Annotated in this window: 23 protein-coding genes; 9 read left to right on the top strand and 14 right to left on the bottom strand. The window is 38.9% G+C overall.

Annotation, left to right across the window (positions count from 1 at the left end; all coding sequences use genetic code 11):
- Nucleotides 1–319: 319 nt before the first annotated feature.
- The 3 genes from nusG to rpmG form a co-directional block, all read right to left on the bottom strand.
- The gene (gene nusG / locus ACYSNQ_RS12645; protein WP_426083902.1) at nucleotides 320–862 is read right to left on the bottom strand and encodes a transcription termination/antitermination protein NusG; all 543 of its coding nucleotides are present in this window, start codon (nucleotides 860–862) and stop codon (nucleotides 320–322) included.
- A 229-nt stretch (nucleotides 863–1,091) separates the two neighbouring features.
- Nucleotides 1,092–1,262 carry a preprotein translocase subunit SecE gene (gene secE / locus ACYSNQ_RS12650; RefSeq protein WP_426083904.1) on the bottom strand — a complete coding sequence of 57 codons (171 nt, stop codon included), beginning with the start codon at nucleotides 1,260–1,262 and terminating at the stop codon, nucleotides 1,092–1,094.
- A 17-nt stretch (nucleotides 1,263–1,279) separates the two neighbouring features.
- Nucleotides 1,280–1,432, bottom strand: coding sequence for a 50S ribosomal protein L33 (gene rpmG / locus ACYSNQ_RS12655; RefSeq protein ID WP_426083906.1), 153 nt, complete (start codon nucleotides 1,430–1,432; stop codon nucleotides 1,280–1,282).
- Nucleotides 1,433–1,627: 195 nt separating this feature from the next.
- Here rpmG and cbpA point away from each other — a divergent pair, with 195 nt between their 5' ends.
- The 5 genes from cbpA to ACYSNQ_RS12680 all read left to right on the top strand — a co-directional run bounded on the left by cbpA (nucleotide 1,628) and on the right by ACYSNQ_RS12680 (nucleotide 3,862).
- Entirely contained in the window at nucleotides 1,628–2,272 is a 645-nt protein-coding gene (gene cbpA, locus ACYSNQ_RS12660) for a cyclic di-AMP binding protein CbpA (protein WP_426083908.1), read from the top strand.
- A gap of 554 nt (nucleotides 2,273–2,826) precedes the next feature.
- Nucleotides 2,827–3,084, top strand: a complete 258-nt coding sequence (locus tag ACYSNQ_RS12665) for a hypothetical protein (protein ID WP_426083910.1) — start codon at nucleotides 2,827–2,829, stop codon at nucleotides 3,082–3,084.
- Between the two features lie 57 nt (nucleotides 3,085–3,141).
- Nucleotides 3,142–3,351, top strand: a complete 210-nt coding sequence (locus tag ACYSNQ_RS12670; protein WP_426083911.1) for a hypothetical protein — start codon at nucleotides 3,142–3,144, stop codon at nucleotides 3,349–3,351.
- A gap of 46 nt (nucleotides 3,352–3,397) precedes the next feature.
- On the top strand, nucleotides 3,398–3,607 hold the full coding sequence (locus tag ACYSNQ_RS12675) for a hypothetical protein (protein WP_426083913.1): 210 nt from the start codon (nucleotides 3,398–3,400) through the stop codon (nucleotides 3,605–3,607).
- Nucleotides 3,608–3,655: 48 nt separating this feature from the next.
- Nucleotides 3,656–3,862, top strand: coding sequence for a hypothetical protein (locus tag ACYSNQ_RS12680; protein ID WP_426083915.1), 207 nt, complete (start codon nucleotides 3,656–3,658; stop codon nucleotides 3,860–3,862).
- Between the two features lie 315 nt (nucleotides 3,863–4,177).
- Here the strand turns inward: ACYSNQ_RS12680 and murB are convergent, their stop codons facing one another.
- Nucleotides 4,178–5,083, bottom strand: coding sequence for a UDP-N-acetylmuramate dehydrogenase (gene murB / locus ACYSNQ_RS12685; protein ID WP_426083917.1), 906 nt, complete (start codon nucleotides 5,081–5,083; stop codon nucleotides 4,178–4,180).
- 181 nt (nucleotides 5,084–5,264) lie between these two features.
- Complete coding sequence (locus tag ACYSNQ_RS12690; RefSeq protein WP_426083919.1) at nucleotides 5,265–6,179, bottom strand: Gfo/Idh/MocA family protein; 915 nt, start codon at nucleotides 6,177–6,179, stop codon at nucleotides 5,265–5,267.
- 237 nt (nucleotides 6,180–6,416) lie between these two features.
- On the opposite strand from ACYSNQ_RS12690, the gene ACYSNQ_RS12695 reads away from it, so the two are divergent.
- The 3 genes from ACYSNQ_RS12695 to ACYSNQ_RS12705 all read left to right on the top strand — a co-directional run bounded on the left by ACYSNQ_RS12695 (nucleotide 6,417) and on the right by ACYSNQ_RS12705 (nucleotide 8,103).
- A complete protein-coding gene (locus ACYSNQ_RS12695; RefSeq protein ID WP_426083921.1) occupies nucleotides 6,417–6,701 on the top strand; it encodes a hypothetical protein in 285 nt (94 codons plus the stop codon).
- Nucleotides 6,702–6,727: 26 nt separating this feature from the next.
- Complete coding sequence (locus ACYSNQ_RS12700; RefSeq protein WP_426083923.1) at nucleotides 6,728–7,483, top strand: exodeoxyribonuclease III; 756 nt, start codon at nucleotides 6,728–6,730, stop codon at nucleotides 7,481–7,483.
- 86 nt (nucleotides 7,484–7,569) lie between these two features.
- A complete protein-coding gene (locus tag ACYSNQ_RS12705) occupies nucleotides 7,570–8,103 on the top strand; it encodes a 3'-5' exonuclease (protein WP_426083925.1) in 534 nt (177 codons plus the stop codon).
- Between the two features lie 33 nt (nucleotides 8,104–8,136).
- Here the strand turns inward: ACYSNQ_RS12705 and ACYSNQ_RS12710 are convergent, their stop codons facing one another.
- The 8 genes from ACYSNQ_RS12710 to ACYSNQ_RS12745 form a co-directional block, all read right to left on the bottom strand.
- A complete protein-coding gene (locus tag ACYSNQ_RS12710) occupies nucleotides 8,137–8,820 on the bottom strand; it encodes an O-methyltransferase (protein ID WP_426083927.1) in 684 nt (227 codons plus the stop codon).
- A gap of 124 nt (nucleotides 8,821–8,944) precedes the next feature.
- The gene (locus tag ACYSNQ_RS12715; protein ID WP_426083929.1) at nucleotides 8,945–9,619 is read right to left on the bottom strand and encodes a DUF624 domain-containing protein; all 675 of its coding nucleotides are present in this window, start codon (nucleotides 9,617–9,619) and stop codon (nucleotides 8,945–8,947) included.
- Nucleotides 9,620–9,638: 19 nt separating this feature from the next.
- Nucleotides 9,639–10,511: a carbohydrate ABC transporter permease gene (locus ACYSNQ_RS12720; protein WP_426083931.1), complete on the bottom strand. Its 873-nt coding sequence runs from the start codon at nucleotides 10,509–10,511 to the stop codon at nucleotides 9,639–9,641.
- Between the two features lie 13 nt (nucleotides 10,512–10,524).
- Nucleotides 10,525–11,427: a carbohydrate ABC transporter permease gene (locus ACYSNQ_RS12725; protein ID WP_426083933.1), complete on the bottom strand. Its 903-nt coding sequence runs from the start codon at nucleotides 11,425–11,427 to the stop codon at nucleotides 10,525–10,527.
- A gap of 104 nt (nucleotides 11,428–11,531) precedes the next feature.
- Nucleotides 11,532–12,815 carry an ABC transporter substrate-binding protein gene (locus ACYSNQ_RS12730; RefSeq protein ID WP_426083935.1) on the bottom strand — a complete coding sequence of 428 codons (1,284 nt, stop codon included), beginning with the start codon at nucleotides 12,813–12,815 and terminating at the stop codon, nucleotides 11,532–11,534.
- 53 nt (nucleotides 12,816–12,868) lie between these two features.
- Nucleotides 12,869–14,020: a glycoside hydrolase family 88 protein gene (locus tag ACYSNQ_RS12735; protein WP_426083937.1), complete on the bottom strand. Its 1,152-nt coding sequence runs from the start codon at nucleotides 14,018–14,020 to the stop codon at nucleotides 12,869–12,871.
- A gap of 9 nt (nucleotides 14,021–14,029) precedes the next feature.
- The gene (locus ACYSNQ_RS12740) at nucleotides 14,030–15,844 is read right to left on the bottom strand and encodes a DUF2264 domain-containing protein (protein WP_426083939.1); all 1,815 of its coding nucleotides are present in this window, start codon (nucleotides 15,842–15,844) and stop codon (nucleotides 14,030–14,032) included.
- 2 nt (nucleotides 15,845–15,846) lie between these two features.
- Nucleotides 15,847–16,257, bottom strand: coding sequence for a hypothetical protein (locus ACYSNQ_RS12745; RefSeq protein WP_426083941.1), 411 nt, complete (start codon nucleotides 16,255–16,257; stop codon nucleotides 15,847–15,849).
- Between the two features lie 151 nt (nucleotides 16,258–16,408).
- Between ACYSNQ_RS12745 and ACYSNQ_RS12750 the strand changes: the two genes are divergently transcribed.
- Nucleotides 16,409–17,467 carry a LacI family DNA-binding transcriptional regulator gene (locus ACYSNQ_RS12750; protein ID WP_426083943.1) on the top strand — a complete coding sequence of 353 codons (1,059 nt, stop codon included), beginning with the start codon at nucleotides 16,409–16,411 and terminating at the stop codon, nucleotides 17,465–17,467.
- Nucleotides 17,468–18,053: 586 nt separating this feature from the next.
- On the opposite strand, the gene ACYSNQ_RS12755 is transcribed toward ACYSNQ_RS12750, so the two are convergent.
- On the bottom strand, nucleotides 18,054–19,727 hold the full coding sequence (locus tag ACYSNQ_RS12755; protein WP_426083945.1) for a hypothetical protein: 1,674 nt from the start codon (nucleotides 19,725–19,727) through the stop codon (nucleotides 18,054–18,056).
- Between the last annotated feature and the right edge of the window lie 7 nt (nucleotides 19,728–19,734).

Here is a 19,734-nt window from a genome sequence, read left to right on the forward strand (position 1 = left end):
TCTCTTTGACTTCAAGAGAATACGCCATTTTTTTCTTCATCAAAAGCACCTCCGCTAAATTTATTATATAAAATAAATTCAACGGAGGTGCCTCTTTTTTATATTCTCATTCTTGGGGGTCAGTGCCTTATTTTAAGGGCACCCTTTTTACTCTATAACATTTTACACTGGTAAAAAATCCTGTCTCTGGGATTATCATAGCCAAAGCAACACTCGATTCCTCAGTTAAATGATACAGTTTTTCTAACGCTAGTAAAAAAGCTTGGAATAAAATCAGAAAATCTCTGATTTTATTCCAAGCTTTATGATTTTATTCAACTTAGATTTTATCTACCTGTTCAAAATCCAGCTCTGTGCTTGTTTCACGGCCAAACATATCAATATTAACTTTTAGTTTTTGTTTTTCTTCATCAATCTCTGTTACTTCTCCTTCTAATCCAGAGAAGGCTCCTTCAATGATTTGGACAGTTTCACCAATTGAAACTTCTAAATCATTTTGGCGAGTGCTCATGCCGATAGAACGTAAAATATGATTAATTTCTTCCTGCAGCAATGGCGCTGGCTTGCTTCCTGCACCATGGGAACCAACAAATCCTGTTACTCCTGGCGTATTACGTACAACATACCATGAATCATCCGTCATGACCATCTCAACAAGTACATAACCTGGGAACGTCTTATGGACAATTTCCTTACTTTTACCGTTTTTCACTTCAGTTTCTGTTTCTTCCGGAACAACGACACGAAAAATAAAATCCCCCATACCCATACTTTGAGCACGAGATTCAATATTCGCCTTTACTTTGTTTTCATAGCCGGAATACGTATGCAGCACGTACCAATTTTTTTCGTAGGATTCCATTCCTGTTCAAGCTCCTTTATATATAAATTCTGTTAAAGAAACGAGATATCTGGAGATGACCTTCACTATCTGTGATAGGCAAAGGTCACTCTATGTGCGCAGAATCTTTTACAGGATTTATATAGTTAAATTAATTGTTTTTAAGAAAAATAAAAAAACCTCAGCTTTCCCGAAGTTTTTCTTTACCACAACCAGTATACCATTCACCAATGAAAAATACCAGTTGGAATCAACGAAGAATCAAACCAAAAATAGCCTGAATCGCTGTATCCATCACGAAAAATAGCGCTGCAAAGATTGCTGTTGTTTCAATAACAATCAAGGTATCTTTACGCAGTTGTTTTTTTGACGGCCAAGTTACTTTCTTCATTTCATCTCTTACGCCTTTTAAAAACTTCATTTTTACCCCTCCAATACTTACTTTGTCTCTTTATGCAATGTATGCTGTCCACAATATTTACAGAATTTTTTGACCTCTAATCGCTCTCCGCGTTTTCCTTCGGTTACCGCCTTAGAATAGTTACGGGAGCCGCAAACGGAACAGGCAAGTGCTGCTTTCTTTACCGCCATCAACTTTCCTCCTCTGTTCACAAAATCACTACTAAGAATAGCATCATTTCTCTCAAAAGTCAATCTTTCCTCTTTTAATCAGCAGGTACAGTTCTCTGTTTTTTTATCCACCTTAACTCCCTGTCTACTATTGTTTTTTTTCAAGATATGGTATTATTAATTTGTCCGAAACATACAATTTAAGGAGGTTTAGCTATGTTATTAAAATCTGTTGTTTTAAAAAAGAAAAATCTTACTACAGTAAATGAATCCTGTACGTTAGAAGAAGCTTTAAACATATTGGAAGAGTCCGGCTACCGCTGCGTACCAATTCTTGATGAATCAGGAAAAATCTTCCGTGGAAATATCTATAAAATGCATATCTATAGACATAAAGCAAACGGTGGCGACATGAGCCTGCCGGTTACCTATCTTTTGAAAAATGCAACAAAGTTCATCTATGTCAACACATCATTTTTCAAGGTCTTCTTTACTATTAAAGAATTACCGTATATTGCTGTTCTCGATGAAAACAATCACTTTTACGGTATTTTGACCCACAGCACACTACTGAATATTCTGGCACAGTCTTGGAATATTGAGACAGGCAGCTACGTTTTGACAATTGCTTCAACTGGCAAGCAGGGGGATTTAGCAGCTATCTCTAAAATTATCGCAAAGCACAGCAGCATTGCAAGCTGTATCACTTTAGATATTGGTAAGGGTGATTTTATCCGCAGAACATTGATTACTCTTCCTTCTGGCACAACAGAAGAAACCTGTGCGCTCATTGTTGAACAGCTGGAAAGAAAGAACTTCAAGGTCGTTGAGATGGAAGATTTGAAAAACAACGAAAATTAAGAAACAACAATAGAACTAAAGAGTAGATAATACGCCTTCTAAAAAAAGCAGGCCTGAGTTTGATGCACCTTATCAAACTCAGGTTTATTTTTTTAACGTTTTAAAATCACTAGCGCGTGCCCGAAAAGTAAAATAGCATATGAGATTTCTACAGGTAATTGCGGTAGCCTAGAAAAGGATACTTATGCAGCACATCAGCGACTATTTCTGCCAACGAGTCCTGTCACACACTCGAATATTATCAACACTAGTGTTTTCAAACATACTCTAAAAAACTTTTTAAACTAAAAATAATTTCTTGCAATTTTAAGGATAAAATCTTTGGAATAAGCCTATTGCGGTGGTATTTAATCATTATTTAAACGTGTGTACAAAAAAATATGAATTTTTTGTTGACAAAATAAAAAATACAGTTTATTATAAAAGCATAAACAAACCGACAGTCAGTCTAAAATCAAAAAAGTTGATTACTCACCTAACCTCAACAGAAGTTGAGGAAAATAATGCTCTTAAAACGACAGACAGTCGGTCTTGGAAATTAGGAGGAAAACATAATGAATTATGTACAAACAATGAATACTATCTCAGAAAGAAGTCAAATCGATTGGCAAACGTGCGAAGCCATTATCAAAAGCTACGAAAGATATTGTGAAAGAAATCTCACAAGAACATCAAGTAAAAATATGCAGGCAATTACCAGCTTCATTGTAGAGGATTCTTCAGTTGATATGCGGCAGACAGAGACAGTGATGACAGAATTATTTGTGGTATTAAAAGAACAGATAAAGAAAAAAGTCCCATTTTTAAAATAAAAACAATGAGTTACAGTAACGAACAAAAACAAAACAATAGATAAGGGGAAAAAGAAAATGATGAAAACAAAAGTAATGGTAGGAATACTTGGAGCAGTAGCGTGTTTAGGATTAGTGTCTCAAGCAGCAGAAAAGGAACTAGATAAAGAAGAGATTAAAAGCTATGTAGTAAGTAACTTTAAAGAACACGATGAGCGTGACGCATTGATTGACTTTGATAATGATGAAAAGGAAGAACATACATTTTTAGAATGGATAGGATTTTAAATAGGATTAGCCAAAAAATAAAACAATAGATGAGGAGAAAAAGAAAATGATGAAAACAAAAGTAATGGTAGGAATAATTGGAGCAATCGCATGTTTAGGGTTAGTGTCTCAAGCAGCAGAAAAGGAACTAAATAAAGAAGAGATCAAAAGTTATGTAGCAAGTAACTTTAAAGAACATGATGAGCATGACGCATTGATTGACTTTGATAATGATGAAAAGGAAGAACATACATTTATGGAGTGGCTAGGTTTTTAAATAGGATTAACCAAAAAAATAAAACAATATGATGAGGAGAAAAAAATGATGAAAACAAAAGTAATGGTAGGAATACTTGGAGCAGTAGCGTGTTTAGGATTAGTGTCTCAAGCAGCAGAAAAGGAACTAGATAAAGAAGAGATTAAAAGCTATGTAGTAAATAACTTCAAAGAACACGATGAGCGTGACGCATTGATTGACTTTGATAATGATGAAAAGGAAGAACATACATTTATGGAGTGGCTAGGTTTTTAAATAGAAAGAAGCAAATAAGATAAAAGGGTTCATCTAAAAAAATAAACAGAAATTCACGAAAATGACAGGGACACGAATAGAAGCCAGTCGAAGTTGACTGATTCCTACTAGGTACTTCTCACATTTTCGTGAATTTTTGCTTATTTTCGATGGGGATATTTTTGTTCTTACCGTTTTAGACTCTTGTTCATTGAATGGCGGCTTGCTCTCTGGTTCTATTTAGGAGCAAAGCTGTTCCTCTCCTACTTTGGTATCCTTCTAAAAAACGACTTGTAAAATACGTTTCAATCAATTATAGCCTGATTTACAGATCCTTTACAGAACTTCTTCACCAATAATCCGAACCTCTGTTTCTAAAACAACATCAAATTTTTCTTTGATTACTTCTTGGATATGAGCTATCAGCTCTACATAGTCTGTAGCGGTTGCCTGATCTATATTTACAATAAAGCCTGCATGCTTCTCTGAAATCTGAGCACCGCCCCATTTCAGCCCTTGTAAGCCAGCATCCTGAATCAGCTTCCCTGTGAAATGTCCTGCCGGGCGTTTAAACACGCTGCCGCATGAGGGATATTCCAACGGCTGCTTTGATTGCCTCAGCTCTGTCAACTCATCCATGCGCTGCTTAATCTGCGCATGATTGCCTTTTTCCAAAGAGAATTCTGCCTGTAAAATGATACAAGTCATGTCTTGTACAGCACTGTGTCTATAGGAAAAATTCATCTCTTCATTCCTCAGTGTACGGCATTCTCCGTTAGGCAGCAGAATATCAACTTTTTTAAAGACATCTTTGATTTCACCATCATAAGCGCCGGCATTCATATACACAGCTCCGCCGACACTTCCAGGAATACCGCAGGCAAACTCAAAACCGGTCAAATCGTTTTTTAATGCCTCATACGTTGTATCAATAAGTTTTGCTCCGGCATCAACAACTATCTTTTCTCCACTAACATTGATTTGATTCATCTCTGTAAGCATTAGAACAACACCACGAATACCTCCGTCGCGAACAATCAAATTACTAGCGTTGCCTAGTACTAGCCAGGGAATGTTATTCTCCTTACAAAAAAGAATGACCTGTCGTACTTCTTTTTTTGTTTTTGGAAAAACCAGCATATCCACCGGCCCGCCAGTCTTGGTGAAGGTGAAATTTTTTAAAGGCTCATCAAATAAAATTGTCGTCTCCGGCAGCGCCTGTTGAATCTTCCTTTTATCCATTAAACGTCGTTTCCTTTCTCACGAATATCTCTATTATTCTAGCATGACGATAAGAAACTTTCTATATAAATCCAGCTAGAACATTTGATTCAGTCTTTCAATCAGCGAAGCATCTTTTCAAATAAATCTGTCTTGCTTTTATAATAGTAGATTTTCTGTACGTTTTCATCCACTGAACGTTTCAGAGTATGTGACGCTGATGCTTCCTCAGCATCTCTCCGCACAGCTCGTGACTTAATAATACATCATTTTGCTTTAGTTCTGTGGTATCTTTTTGCTTGATTCCCTGAATAAATGCTCTGATCAAGGGAGCGAAGCCCCGTTTATCCAAGGTTGTTTCCCAGTCGCCAAATCCTTGTTTTCGAATTCCGGCAGTATTTTGAATCGTTAAATCGGTCAAATTATCCAAGGTATATGTCCCTTGGGGTGCGGTTACCTGATAGCTTTCCGTATTCGCTCCAGACCTTAAATCCATAGAACAGATAGCAGTGGTTGTCTCTGTTTCCAGATGTAAAAAGACCCGCTGCAGCTGCCCCTCTTCCTCAATAATTTTAGACTGTATCTGCTGAATTGGATTATCCAATAGATAGACAGCAGTATCCACAAGATGAAGAAATAGATCATAAATCATAAATCCAGTTTCTCCTGGCGCATCTATTCGATTTTTCTGCAGTAAAATCAGATTTTTATCTTCAATATCTTTCAATTCGGATACCAAAGGCGCAAAACGGCGGTTAAAGGCAATCATTAAAATCAGCTGTTGTTCATCTGCATATGCCTTTAACCGTTTAACCTCAGCAGGATGTTCGCTCAACGGCTTATCCACACATACATGAATTCCAGCTTTCAATAGCTTCTCTACGATTTCCACATGGACTTCTGTTGCTGCATGAACAAAACAAGCTTCAATTCCAGCTGTTATCAGCTCATCAATCGTTTCAACAACATGCTGAAAACCATATTTCTCTTTCAGTTTCAGTCTAGTCTTTTCATTTCTTGTTGCAAGGATAAATTCTCCTTCATCTCTTAGTTCGCTATAGACTGGTAGATAAGCCTTTTGAGCAATGTTTCCTAATCCAATTACACCGATTTTCATAAAATATCCTCCTCAATATATCCTGTCCCTATTAGACAATCATTACACTTTTATACTAATATTACTATACTTGTTGAAAACACACCTTTCAATGGCGGGTATCAAAATAAAGGACTTACTACCAAACTGAAAAGTCTCCTGTTTTTAACTTCTCTTCTTATCTTAAAACAAACTTTCCTTTTCTACTACAATAATAGTGGTATAATCGGAATATATTGCTTATAAAGGAGCAGAAATTTGAGAAATAAAATGAATTATCGGATGTATTTTTTCGGTTCCTGGTTATTGTTGATGCTGGCAGCTGATATTTTTGTATTTGTGGTTAAGTCACAGTTACATAAGTATACTGGAAATTTGTCTGCCTTTCTGCAGCTAATGGATAAACCAGCTATTTTACTATTTGGAATGCTCGCTGCAGGACTTTCAATTACTTTCTTTTTTAAAGCTAGTTTCCTATTGATAAAAAACCGAAAAGCTAATAACACCGCTGTTCTTGGTTCAGCAGATAAATTGACTATTTAAAATAATGAATATAAGGAGCGAAAAAAATGAAGTGTATCTCATGGAATGTTAACGGCTTGCGAGCTGTTGTGAAAAAGAATTTTATGGACGTTTTTCAGGAATTAGACGCAGACTTTTTCTGCTTGCAGGAAACAAAGCTTCAAGAAGGACAAATAGAGCTCGAACTGCCAGGCTACTATCAATATTGGAACTACGCCGAAAAAAAGGGTTACTCCGGGACTGCCATCTTTACAAAAAAAGAAGCTTTGTCTGCCTACTATGGAATCGGCATTGAAGAACACGACACTGAAGGTCGGGTGATTACACTTGAATATCCTGAATATTACGTGATTACCTGTTATACACCGAACTCTCAAAATGAATTAAAAAGATTAGATTACCGTATGACCTGGGAAGATGCTTTCCGCCGCTATTTAGATGAATTAAAAGAGAAAAAACCGGTTATCCTCTGCGGTGATTTAAATGTTGCCCATCAAAATATTGATTTGAAAAACTGGAAAACCAACCAAAAAAATGCTGGTTTTACACCTGAAGAACGACAAAAATTTTCAGACTTGCTTGCTGACGGCTTCATTGACACGTACCGCTATTTCTACCCTGACCAAGAAGGTGTCTACTCTTGGTGGAGCTATCGTTTTAACGCCCGAAAAAACAATGCCGGCTGGCGTATTGATTATTTTCTTGTTTCAGAAAATCTAAAAGATTCTTTAGCTTCAGCTACAATTCACACCTCTATTACAGGAAGTGACCATTGCCCTGTAGAGGTTGTTATTAATGTTTAATTTTTCTATTCTTCTCATTTTTGAATGATTTTATTAACAAATAGGTTATAATATAGATATTACAACACAAGGAAAGGATCCTGAGCATGAATTTTTACGCAATTGATTTTGAAACGGCTAGTTATGCTAAGCATAGTGCCTGTTCAGTTGCCTTGATAAAAGTTGAAAATAGCCGTATCGTCGGTGAATACTATTCCCTAATTCAACCAGAAACAGATTTTTTCTGGAAAAATATTCAGATTCATGGCATTCGACCGGAAAACGTTGCCGATGCACCAAAATTTCCAGAGGTCTGGCAGCAGATTCATAATTGTTTTCAGTCAAATAGTCTTGTTGTTGCTCACAATGCCAGCTTTGACTGTGGTGTACTAGCAGGCTGTCTGGACTACTATCACTTAGAGCAGCCTAATTATTTATCCCTTTGTACGGTCAGAACCAGCCGGAAGCTGTTTCCTGAATTTCCAAACCACAAACTAAACACCGTTTGTGATAACCTTAATATTCAATTGAAAAATCATCATGATGCACTAGAGGACAGCAGAGCCTGTGCTGAAATCCTGCTCCATCAGGAAAAGATGTTTGGAACCGAACCTCTGAAAAAAATGATTACACTACGTTAATAAAAAAAGCGCGTCCTTTTGGGACGCGTCTTTTTATAATTCTATACTGTCTTTTTCTTTCGTAATCAAAATAACACCGTCTCCCAATGGTAAAAGCGTGGATGTTAAATCAGGATGTGTCATAACGGTTTCCAGAAACTCGTTGAGCTTGCGGTGAATAGCCCGCTTTCCTCGTGGAATCTCCTCTGTAGGTTCTAGGATTGTACCACCTTGAAACACATCATCCACCATCAGCACTCCGCCCGTTCTCAAAAGTCTAAGGCATTCCGGCAGAAATTCAATATATTTTGATTTTGCACTATCCATAAAAATAAAATCATATTGTTGATTCAATGTAGGTAGAATATCTGATGCCTGTCCTTCCAATAAAGTAACCTTATCAGTCAAACCTAAACGTTCATAAGTTTTCGTTGCTTTTCTTATCATGACATCAAAACGGTCAATCGTTGTTACATGCCCGTCTTCACCTACATATTGCGCCATCAGACTGGAAGAAAAACCAATTGCTGCGCCAATTTCCAAAATAGCCTGCGGTTTTAATTGTCCTAGTAGAAACTGCAGAAAAACAACCGTTTCATGAGGAATAACAGGGATTTCATCTTTGTGGGCTTCTTCTTCAATTACACCCAGCTCTCCTGTCAGCTTCTTTTGCTTTTCCCTCATAAATTCAAGCAGTTCTTTTTTTACGACTGGCCGGTGCATCATTTCATTCCGCATATTCTCCACTCCTTTTCCCGTCCACTATTATACGAATTCCGGGAATCAAAGTCAAAAGCTCTGGACAACTGCTGAACAAAACAGCGTACTGCTCAGCAACTGCCTGTCAAATACTAGTCTTCCGCTAATCGACAGCTGTCTGCTTAGGCATATGGAGCTTCCCTGCATTTAAATAAATAATACCCGCAAAAAGTGCTGGTGTTAGTATGAACCCAAATTGCGGTTTTAACATCATCAACAGCAGCATTAGAGAAAAGAGCACAATATTCAGTAGACTGGCATACCATTTCCGCAGTGTGTAGTAAAAGGCAATTCGCCCAACACTCTTGATGGAGGCGTCAGGATTTCTTACCTGAAAATATAAGCAATGGATACTCCAGCCAGTTAGAATCAAAAGCAGCAGCAAGAAAAAGGGAATCAGCCACTGACCATAAGAAAACTTTGCGAAAAATAAGCTGTCGGTAATAGTAATAATTGCTCCTAGCCAACACGGCAGCCAGAAAATCATGCCTCTTAATCCGAAAGTCTTATATGCTTTGAAAAATGAGCGGACTGGTTCAACTTCTTGTTCCTCTTTGAATGTATTAATGACAACGAAAAGTGCTGACAAAGCTGGACCAAAACACAGTAAGCCAAGAAGAAAGAACGGTAAATTTCTGATGTCTATCGCTAGTAGGCAAGCTGCTAAGAAAAAGGGCAAAATTGCCACAAGAAAACATAGATTGCTAATCAAAAATAGATACGCCCAGCGAAACAGCTTCATGTAAATATTATTATCAAATGTCTGCTTTCGAAGCATAATCCTTCCTCTCCTTTCCTTATCCCTTCATTCCAGATGTCGCGATGCCTTCTACAAAATATTTCTGCATAGCAATAAAGACAACCCCTACTGGTAAAATGGATACAACCGAAGCCGCCATGATTAGCGCGTATTCTGCATCAAATAAACCGACAAACATTTTCAAGCCTAATTGAATCGTTTTGTTTTCAGTAGAAGATAAGTAGATAAACGGTCCCATATAATCATTCCAAGTATTTACAAATGTGATAATTGTTAAACTAGCCAGCGCAGGCTTAGTTAACGGCAAAATGATTTTCCGGTAAATCCCCCACTCTGTCAGACCATCAATCCGAGCACTTTCACAGAGCTCATCTGGTATACTGCTGTAGTATTGCTTCAAAAGAAACACGCCAAAGGCACTGAAGGCCTGCAGCAGAACCAGTGACCACAAGGTATCAGTCAGTCCTAATTGCCGCATCATAATAAACTGAGGAATCATGTAAGACTGCCATGGAACAGCGATGGTTCCGATGTATGCTAAAAACAGTATATCTCTTCCTTTAAAATGCATCTTTGAAAAACCATAGGCTGCAAAGCTGGAAGTCAACAGCTGAATCAGCGTAATGATGATACTTAAAAATGCTGTATTTTTGAAAAAAGTAACTAAAGGGATTCGTTCCCAAATAACTGAATAATTTTCTGGATGCCATTCTTTGGGTACCCATTGAATCGGAATTGCAAACACATCATTATTTGTTTTAAAAGAAGCAGATACCATCCAGATAAAAGGGACGAGTGTAATCAGCGCCAAGAGTATTAGAACAACAATCAGCAACACTCGGCCAATAGTTAGCCGGTCTTTCTTCTTTTTTTTATCTTTTGTTTCTGTCTTTTGAACAGTTGCTTCCATTCGTTGCTCCTCCTTATACTCGTTCTCTCATCTGATTCCATTTGAACTGAATGACTGTGATTGAAAGTACAATAACAAACAGCACCATAGCAATCGCCGAAGCATAGCCAAAATTGAATTTTACAAAGGCTTCGTTATAGATATTATAAACTAAAACGTTGGTCGCCCGTCCTGGGCCTCCGGCTGTCATCACCTGCACCAGGTCAAAAATTTTGAAGCAGTTAATAATCAGCATAATTGTGACAAAAAAGGTTGTTGAACGCAGGGATGGAATCGTCACATTCATGAACTGCTTCCATTTATTTGCGCCATCCATTGATGCTGCTTCATACAGCTCTTTCGGGATACTCTGCAGCCCAGCCAAGTATAAAATCATATAGTATCCCATCCCCCGCCACACACTTACTATAACAATAGCTGTCAGCGCCCAATCTGAGCTGGAAGTCCAGCCTGGAGGATTAGCAATAAAATGCTGTAGAAACTGATTGATTGGCCCCATCGTCGGATGAAACAGCATATTCCAGACAACAGCAATTGCAACCAGTGAAGTCACATAAGGAAAGAAGAACGCTGTTCTAAAAAACTTCATCCCGCGAATCTTCTGATTTAATAAAATTGCTAGTCCAAGGGAACAGATTAAGGTTAGTGGAACAACACCTATTGTATACAAAAATGTGTTTTTCAACGAAATCCAAAAAGTATCATCTTTTAGCATTTTAGCAAAATTCTTCAGCCCGACAAATTCCGGAGTAGAAAAAGAATCCCAGCTCATAAATGCCAAAATCAGTGAAAAAATGACAGGAATCAATGTAAATAAGAAAAATCCAATAAAGTTAGGTGCAATAAATGACCAGGCAACTAATGTATTTTTACGCTTCAGTCTACCGGCTTCTTTCGTTTTTGATGTAATCTCCATAGCTTAGTCTGTCAAGCGTTATCAACAAAAGCGCTCAACAGCGGTCCCCCTTTCTTACTCCATCTGAAAATCAGCTATACTGATTTTCAGACGGCTCTCATTCTTTACTCGGTTTCAGATTTCACACGTTTTTCCATATTAGCAATTCCTTCTTTTGGTGTTTCATCATTCACCATAATTAAATCATGCTCTTCTTGAAGAATCTTATCAATTGCCGGTCCGTTTTTATCTACCGGAAATTCAATAGCTACATTTTCAGGATTAAATGCTTTTTTAGATACTTCATCAGAAGGCATTCCCTGACGTGAGAAATACAAATCATCAATAGCTGTTGTTTTATAAGACGGAACTACGCCCAACTCAGCCAGTACTTTTGCTCCTTCTTCTCCTGAACAGAAATCAAGAAACTTCTGAGCTGCCTCTTGGTGTTTTGAGTTTTTATTGATTGCAAAAGCTGTTGGCGATCCAAAGGTATCAATTGCTTCGCCGGCTTTCTTTTGAGGAATTTGAGCAATTCCCCATTCTACATCTGTTTTTCCTTCGTCTTTATTTGTCAATAATGCACCCATGTACCAGCTGCCCATATACATCATCGCTGTTTTAGAGTTTTCAAATTGAGACTGATAAGTTACTTTTGTTGATTTGGCTGTTCCAAATTCCATCTGTGACTTGCTTTCCTGCATTCTCAGCGCCCGATCATAGTAATCCTGCATATAGCTGTATTTCGGTTCAAGCAAGTCGCCGTCATTTTGAGCAGCAGCAATCGCTTGAATCGTTGAACGCCATGTGTGTTGATAAGAACCATAAACCTGTTCTTCTGGTTTTGCTAGTTTTTCCGCAATCTCTTCATATTCATCCCATGTCAGGTTATCCGGATAGTCAATCCCTGCTTCGTCAAACATTTTTTTATTGTAATATAATACCCAGAAATCAGTTCGATACGGCTGTGCAAATGTCTGCCCCTCAATATCATACATTTCATAGCTGGCTGCTGCAGGCTCTGTATCTAAATCTTTAATATGATCACTTAAATCTACCAACTGATCACGCAGTGCGTAGTTTGAATAAGACAGCAGGTTCTTCATTGTCAGGATATCTGTTGTATCTCCTGAAGAAAGCATTGTTGTCAGTTTCGTATCGTAATCATCTGAAGCAATATCAACCTGAGTTACTTTAATTCCTGGATTTGCTTCCTCAAATGCCCGAAACAGTTTTTCAAATTCAGGTGTTGTATCATAATTCCAAGTCGTGACTTTTAACTCCACATCTCCGCTATCAGCTGAATCCTTACTTCCATCGGTTTTATCTGACCCACTGCCACAAGCAGTTAGCGCTGCTACAGTCCCTAATAATACTGCTGCAATCAAACTTTTTTTCCACATTTTCATCTCAAGACCTCCAAATATAATTTTTTATTTTATAGGGTTTCCCCTTTGTTTCCTTACCAGTAGCTGTACCAGCTGTTTTTCAACCGCATCAGCGCTTCCATGTAATAATAATCTCCCCAAATCATACATTCATCCACACCCTTTCCAGTGTTTTTGTCGTAAACACCGTGAAGGAGAAGACCATTTGACTGAGGCTGATTCACCGTAGTATAGTGCTGAGCGAGAGAGCTCATAATAGCTGCAGCGGTATTCTGATATACGGCACGGCGTTCTTCTGAAAGAGGAAGCTGATTAGCCAGTTCGAGTAAGCCGCAGGCGGCAATGGCTGCAGCAGAGCTGTCTCGTTCCTCGCCGCTCCCGTCATCAAACACTAGATCCCAGTATGGTATTAAATCCTCCGGCAGCTCTTCGATAAAATAATCTGCTAAGTGCTTTGCTGTATCAAGAAAGGATGTATCCCCTGTATGAAGGTAGCTTAGAGTAAATCCGTAAATTCCCCAAGCCTGTCCCCGTGCCCAGCAGGAACTGTCTGAATAGCCCTGCGCAGTCTTTCCTTCCAAAGGCGCTCCTGTTTCTGTATCAAAAAAATAGGTGTGATAGGTTGTATAATTAGGACGCACAATATAGCGCTGCGTTTGTTTAGCGTGGGCATAGGCTGCCTTTTTATACGAATCATCACCGGTAGCAGCTGAAGCAAAATAGAGCAGGGGAAGGTTCATTAGACAATCGATAATCATTCGACCTCCCTCAGCAGGATCATTCAAATTGCCCCAGGCTTGAATAATCTGCGCTTTTTCAGAATAACGCGCCATTAACAAGTCCGCTGCCTGAATCGCCAGCTGTCTGGATGCCTCATTTTTGTTCACCTGATAATCTGCAATTGCTGATAATATATACAAAAAACCAATGTCATGTGTTTCCAGTTCAACTCTTTCTTCTAAACGTTTTGTAAAAGAATCCATTTGACTTTCTATCGTTTTATCGAAACCTTCTGAACCGCTCATTTCTTTAGCCAGAAACAGCATGCCTACCCAGAAACTGGCCGTCCAATCAATATTCTCTTCTGGTTCATAGATTTGCTGATTACTTGCTGCTGGGGGAACCAGCTTCTGAAATATCCTTTGATTTTCTTTTACTTTCTGCAAAACATAGGCAATCTCTTCTTCCAGCCATGAAAATCGGGCCTGTAATGATACTGATTCCATTATTTCCTCCTACTTTCTCAGCTCCACATATTTTTCTGAGGATTCCTGAGAGATCTTTATTTGATTTTCTTCTATAACAATTACCGGTTTCTCCAATACTTCATCTACTAGCCGACCACTCACTAGAGAAACCAGCAAATGCTTGCCTCTTTCCAACCTGCCTTTTACATGAGGCAGCATAGTCATCGGAAAGAAAAGACTGGTATTTGGTTCTGTACGAACAATATCGGCTTTAGTAAATCCAGCAATACCTTCCACACTTGAAGTTCCGACAGCCGTTTTATACACAGCATACTGACCTGCAATCTGACAAACTGCTGATGCTTCCCCCTGTAAGCTGAATCCTCCTTCATAAGCATTTAGCTCACGCTGTGTATCGATTTCATGAATACGTACGTGACAGTTTTCTAGAGGAACAATCGTGCTTTTTATGGATACGTCCTGCCAGGGCTGCCAATAATGAATGATTCGATCAGCAGCTATTTCATACTTTGTATCCTGATCCTTGCTTCTAAAATAGTGATCATCCTCTGTTAACGCCAGACAACTGTCATAGGCTCCTTCGTAATATAAATAATTACTTTTTGGAACACTGAAACCAAAGTAGGAAGAATAAACAAATTTACTATACTTTGGTCCTGCATGATTTTGATAATGAAGAAACTGTCCTGCAGGAAACATTTGAAGATGGCTTCTATCCTGATTATATTGATAAAAATTACGGCTAACCGGCAGACTCAATGGATTGGCTTGTATGTTTAACGGCTGTACTTCTGCCTGCCAGTAAGGGTGCTCTTTAGGAACTGCTAAAAGAATAAATGTTTTAAAGGACCAATAAGGCGAGCCCGGTGCATTGTATCCTTCGGCAAAGACTAGATTCTGGTAATGGTAGCCAACTGACAGCAAGCCTTCCGGTGTGAAAATATCCTGCTTCATCCAGTTTTGGAGATGTCTGCTGATCAATCCTTTGATTTCTCCCCAAGGCAATGCCTCTACATCCGCAAAGACAAGAGCACTAAAAAAAGAGACTTGAGCAAAACGATAGGTCAGACTACGTCCAAAAGGAACTGCTTCTCCCCGACTGTCAAACCAATATTTAAAGGTTTGAGCAAATTTTATTGCCCGGTCCTTCATAATTGCTGTCCGCTCCGAATCTTCATCAGACATAAAACGGCAATAGAGCAAGCTGTAATAATGAATAGCAAAGGATACATAATAATCAATCTGTGTTTCCTGACCATCATAGTACCAGCCGTCTTTTAAATAAAAGCTGTCAATAACAGCTAAATCACTATCAATCATGTCTTGAGAATAAGATTTACCACATTTCTTCATTGCTACATTGACTAATATTCGAAAGAAATGCCAGTTATTCTCAGGTATTGTATGGTCGTTCACTTGAATCAGCCAGGCATGCAGATTCTGCTGCTCCTGTTCATTTAAGCTGTCCCAGATTTTTTCCTGATTCAACAAGATTGCTGTACTAAGAGATGCCATTTCAACAATTAGCTGATCAAAATTTGTCACTTCACCCCAATACTGCGGATGTTTCGGATCGGTTCCAGCCTTGATGCCTTCAAGATAGCCCTCTAGAAACGGACTGTCTTTTTCTGTCAAATAAGGACCTAGCCCCCATAATGGTCTCAGAAATGCTTCAACCTCTTGCCGTTCATCATTATAAACAGTCCCGTGTGTACCAAGCACTTGATGTCCTGGCTTTTCTGCTGTAAAAAAGGGAGCTAGCGGCTTAAATAATGCAGTAAATCCCTCAGTCATTTCCTGTTTTGTTTCAAATAAGTTCTCTCTAATACTCATATCCAGCACAATTATTCCCCCTGTTCAATGAATGTCCCTTTCAAAAAACCGTAATACTCACCATATACTGTGACGTTATCGCCAATTCTTAGTAACTCTTCCTGTTCATTAATCACCTGATATCTGCTGTCTCCACTTAAAAGCATAAATCGGTCGCCTTTTTTTATCGTTTCTTCTTTACTGTCGCTTTTAATAATTTGACCATTTATACAAATAAATTCATTTAACGGAACATTTCCTTCCTGAAAATCTTCTTCAGAATAAGTTTTTGCTTTGTTTTTTAGTTCAGCAACCATTTTTTTACTAAAATTATTTTGTTTTATAGCTTCAGGTTCTTTTTGGTTAGCAAAGCTAACAAATCCAGTAAAACAGGCAATAACAAGAATAAATAATAGCAGAAACTTCTTTTTAATAATAACCACCTCTCGATTAAAACGCTTTCTTGATTAAAATTTTACTGTTTTTTAGCAAAAAAATCAAGGTTTTTGGTAAAAGTTTTTTTATACTTGATTTTTTTTACTAAAAAGAAATATACTAGTAGTACGACTAGTTATCTATTAAGGAGGAGTGTGCATGGCAACAATTACTGATATTGCACAGGCGGCAAAGGTTTCTATATCCACTGTTTCCCGTGTATTAAACTATGATGCAACATTATCTGTGACGGAAGAAACCAAGCGAAAAATTTTCGAAGCAGCAGAAAATCTTAACTACACAAAATATAAATCAAAGAATAAAAATAAAGCACTTGAAAAAGCGGCTTCCGCTGCTGCAGCGAAAGCCTTGGCTGAACAGTCAATCGGTATTATCCAGTGGCGGACGGACGATGAAGAGCTGGAGGATATCTATTACATGGCTATTCGCTTAGGTGTGGAGAAACGGGCAGCAGAGCTGGGATACAACGTGCTGAAATTCTCACAGATTGACGAACAGTCGATTCAAGCGACCGACGGCTTACTCGCAATCGGCAAGTTTACCCAGGAGACCGTTCGACAGCTGCAGCAGCTACATGCCAACCTTTGCGTGATTGGCAGCAATTATCCATTAGAGGAATACGACTCAGTCAACACAGACTTTATTCAGGCAACTGAACTAGCCGTTAATCATCTGCTGACGCTTGGTCACGAAAAAATTGCCTTTATTGGTGCTGAAGAGAGTCTTAACCTGCATGGATACAGGCGCTATAAGACTCCTACCGTCAATACGTATATTGATATGATGGAATCCAAGAATCTATTTGATGAAAATTACTTTATCGTAAAAGAAAACAGCCGGCTAGATGTCCAGACTGGAGAAGAGCTAACCAAGCAGGCGTTAGCCAAATGGGGCGTTGCGCTGCCTACAGCAATTCTTGCCGCGAATGATGCATTTGCAATCGGGGTTATTCATACTCTAACTGCCCATAAAGTTAAAATACCTGAAGAAGTCAGTGTTATGGGTATTAATGATTTATCAATTTCACGTTACGTAGCTCCTCCCTTATCTACAGTCCATGCATTCACGGAAGAAATGGGAGAAGCTGGTGTTAATCTGCTCCATGAAAGGCTGCAAAATCCTGGTGTTTCCCGCCGTGTTTTCCTCAGCACAGAGCTTACTGTGCGTGAATCTACTGCTCCGCCGCGCCCCCTGTAGCAGCTCCCTGAAGCTTGTTTGAAAACGCTAAAGGAAATGAGCGTTCAGAGATTTCAGTGAGAGCGAGATGGTCTGTTTTTCAAGGCAAAACACTTCTAACACAGCCTCAGATTTATCTGAAGATGAAATTCATAGAAATTATGAACATACTCACTGCTATAATTTCCAGATAGGTCCTAGTTATTTACAAAAAAGGATGAGTTTGGGACATAAGAAAATGCCCGAACTCTTCTTTCTCTAAAATCCGAATAAACGGCGTTCCAGTCTTTGTATGCTTCGAGGATCGCAACAGAGTGAGAACCGTAGACGCAAAAGTAGCTCACTACACTTCGTTCCGATAGCATCAACTTCTAAGTGCTAAAAGCACTAAGAGTTGAAGTTCTCGGAAATAAGCCGAACGATCTCAAAAATATGAAAAGCTCCAGGTAGGTATCAATCAACATCTACTCGGTTCCCTCGTAGTGTTTCTTGACAATTTCCGGATAATCCGTCTTATTGCTGTGAAACACAGTGAAGGATGAGCTGATGTTGAACAGTACCTACTTGGTTCTCGGAGCTAAACACTTTTGTCTCGACCTCATTCTTTTTAATTATTCTGCATCCGGATTTTTACCTCGATAACAGCTTCTTTACCTAGCTGGTAATCAGCTCCTATGATGTATGCTATTTGTTCGCATCCGCTATGATCTTTAAACTTCTTTTCCTTTACCCACAGCTGCTCTGTCTCAAAGTGGATTTCACAACGCCGCTCTCCTTTCAACAGCACATGATTATCCTGAATAATTGGCGGAATCTGAGTGACAAAGCGTTCGCTGATTTCATTTTTCTCCTGACTAAAAGAAAATGAATCGCTTAATTTAACCTGACCTGTCTGCTGATTAATGATAAACTTTCGTTCCCCACTTTTTAACTCACTGTTCTTCGAGTAAAACTCTTTCAATTCTAGCTGGAAGCAGTAACCTTCATTCATTTGACTGAAGACAGCTTTCTGGGAAGACTGGGTTTCCGGCTGTTGTCTTTGACCATTAATGACTGGAATACTGTGACTGTCGGCGCTAGGTGGAAAATAGTCATATCTTTTCTGTTCGACAAAGTAGTCTCGGGTGTACTCTCCAGCACCTAAATCAGTTAAGTATAACGCATCGATACTTCCTAAAACGAAATGACCTACATCCAGATGGTTGTGACTTTCCTGATTCGTTCCGCCTTTAGCAGCAAATAGAAAATCATTATCTGGTTCACGAATTACCAGCCATTCAGCATCTTGAAAATATTGGACTGCTGCAGTTTTTTCTGCTCCTTTTGTTTGATGACTCCAAACTAGATTTCGATAGATTTGAGCAAATCGATAACAATGGTCTGCATCTAATCCACTGGTTTGTGTTATCTCTGGAACAGCTGCACCAAATTGTTTCTGACAATAGCTTAACAGGCCGCTTGGTAATTCCGGCTGGGAATAATCAGAAAAAGGAATGTAATTTTGCTGATTCATCATCATATAATAGGGAAATTTTGCAATCGCTTTTGTTTTTGGTAAATCCAAATACCGGGTATCCCCCTTCACTTCAGCCAAACATTGCGCATAATAGAGAAAGTAGCCGAAGCCATATCCCCAGTAGCCCACTCCTTCTACACAAGCACCATCCGAGCCAAAGCCATTCAAATAGCTCTGCATTGATTGATCCAGCCGTTTGATAAAGCGAGCGAGCCGTCGACTTTCAGGCGGCATTAGGCTAAGGGCAGTCATTCCCACACAACCGCCAACAACTGAGCTCCAGTTATTTTCTTTGTACTCCCAGTCCCAGCTATGGGATTCAAAAGAAGTAAAGATTCGTCGTTCGATTTCATCTGTAACCCGTTGATAAACCAACGGAGAGATTCTGTTTCCCGTCAGCTTAAGAATTTCAGCCAACGCTTGACCAGTTTCGGCTGCAAAAAGATCTAGATAGACTGAACTTTCCCGACCGTATTCATTTCCCGTAACAGGCAAATGAGCAGGCAGCGCCCAAGTGTACTCATTACAAATTTCCCACAAGATTTGCTCCAACAGTTCACTAAACTCCTGTCTATCCTCCAAATAAGCTGCCAATCCTATAACCGCCAATTGGCGACGGCGTTCAAAATAACTCTTTTCAAACTTAATTCTATTTCCGCTTGCTAAGTATTCCTCATAGCCTGAAACTGGCAGAACAGCAATTTGACCGGAAAGCAGATAGGTTTCCCCAGCCGCGATGATTTCTTTTTCGAGTGAATTCACCATGAATCTA

It is taken from the genome of Enterococcus sp. LJL51, assembly GCF_054871795.1.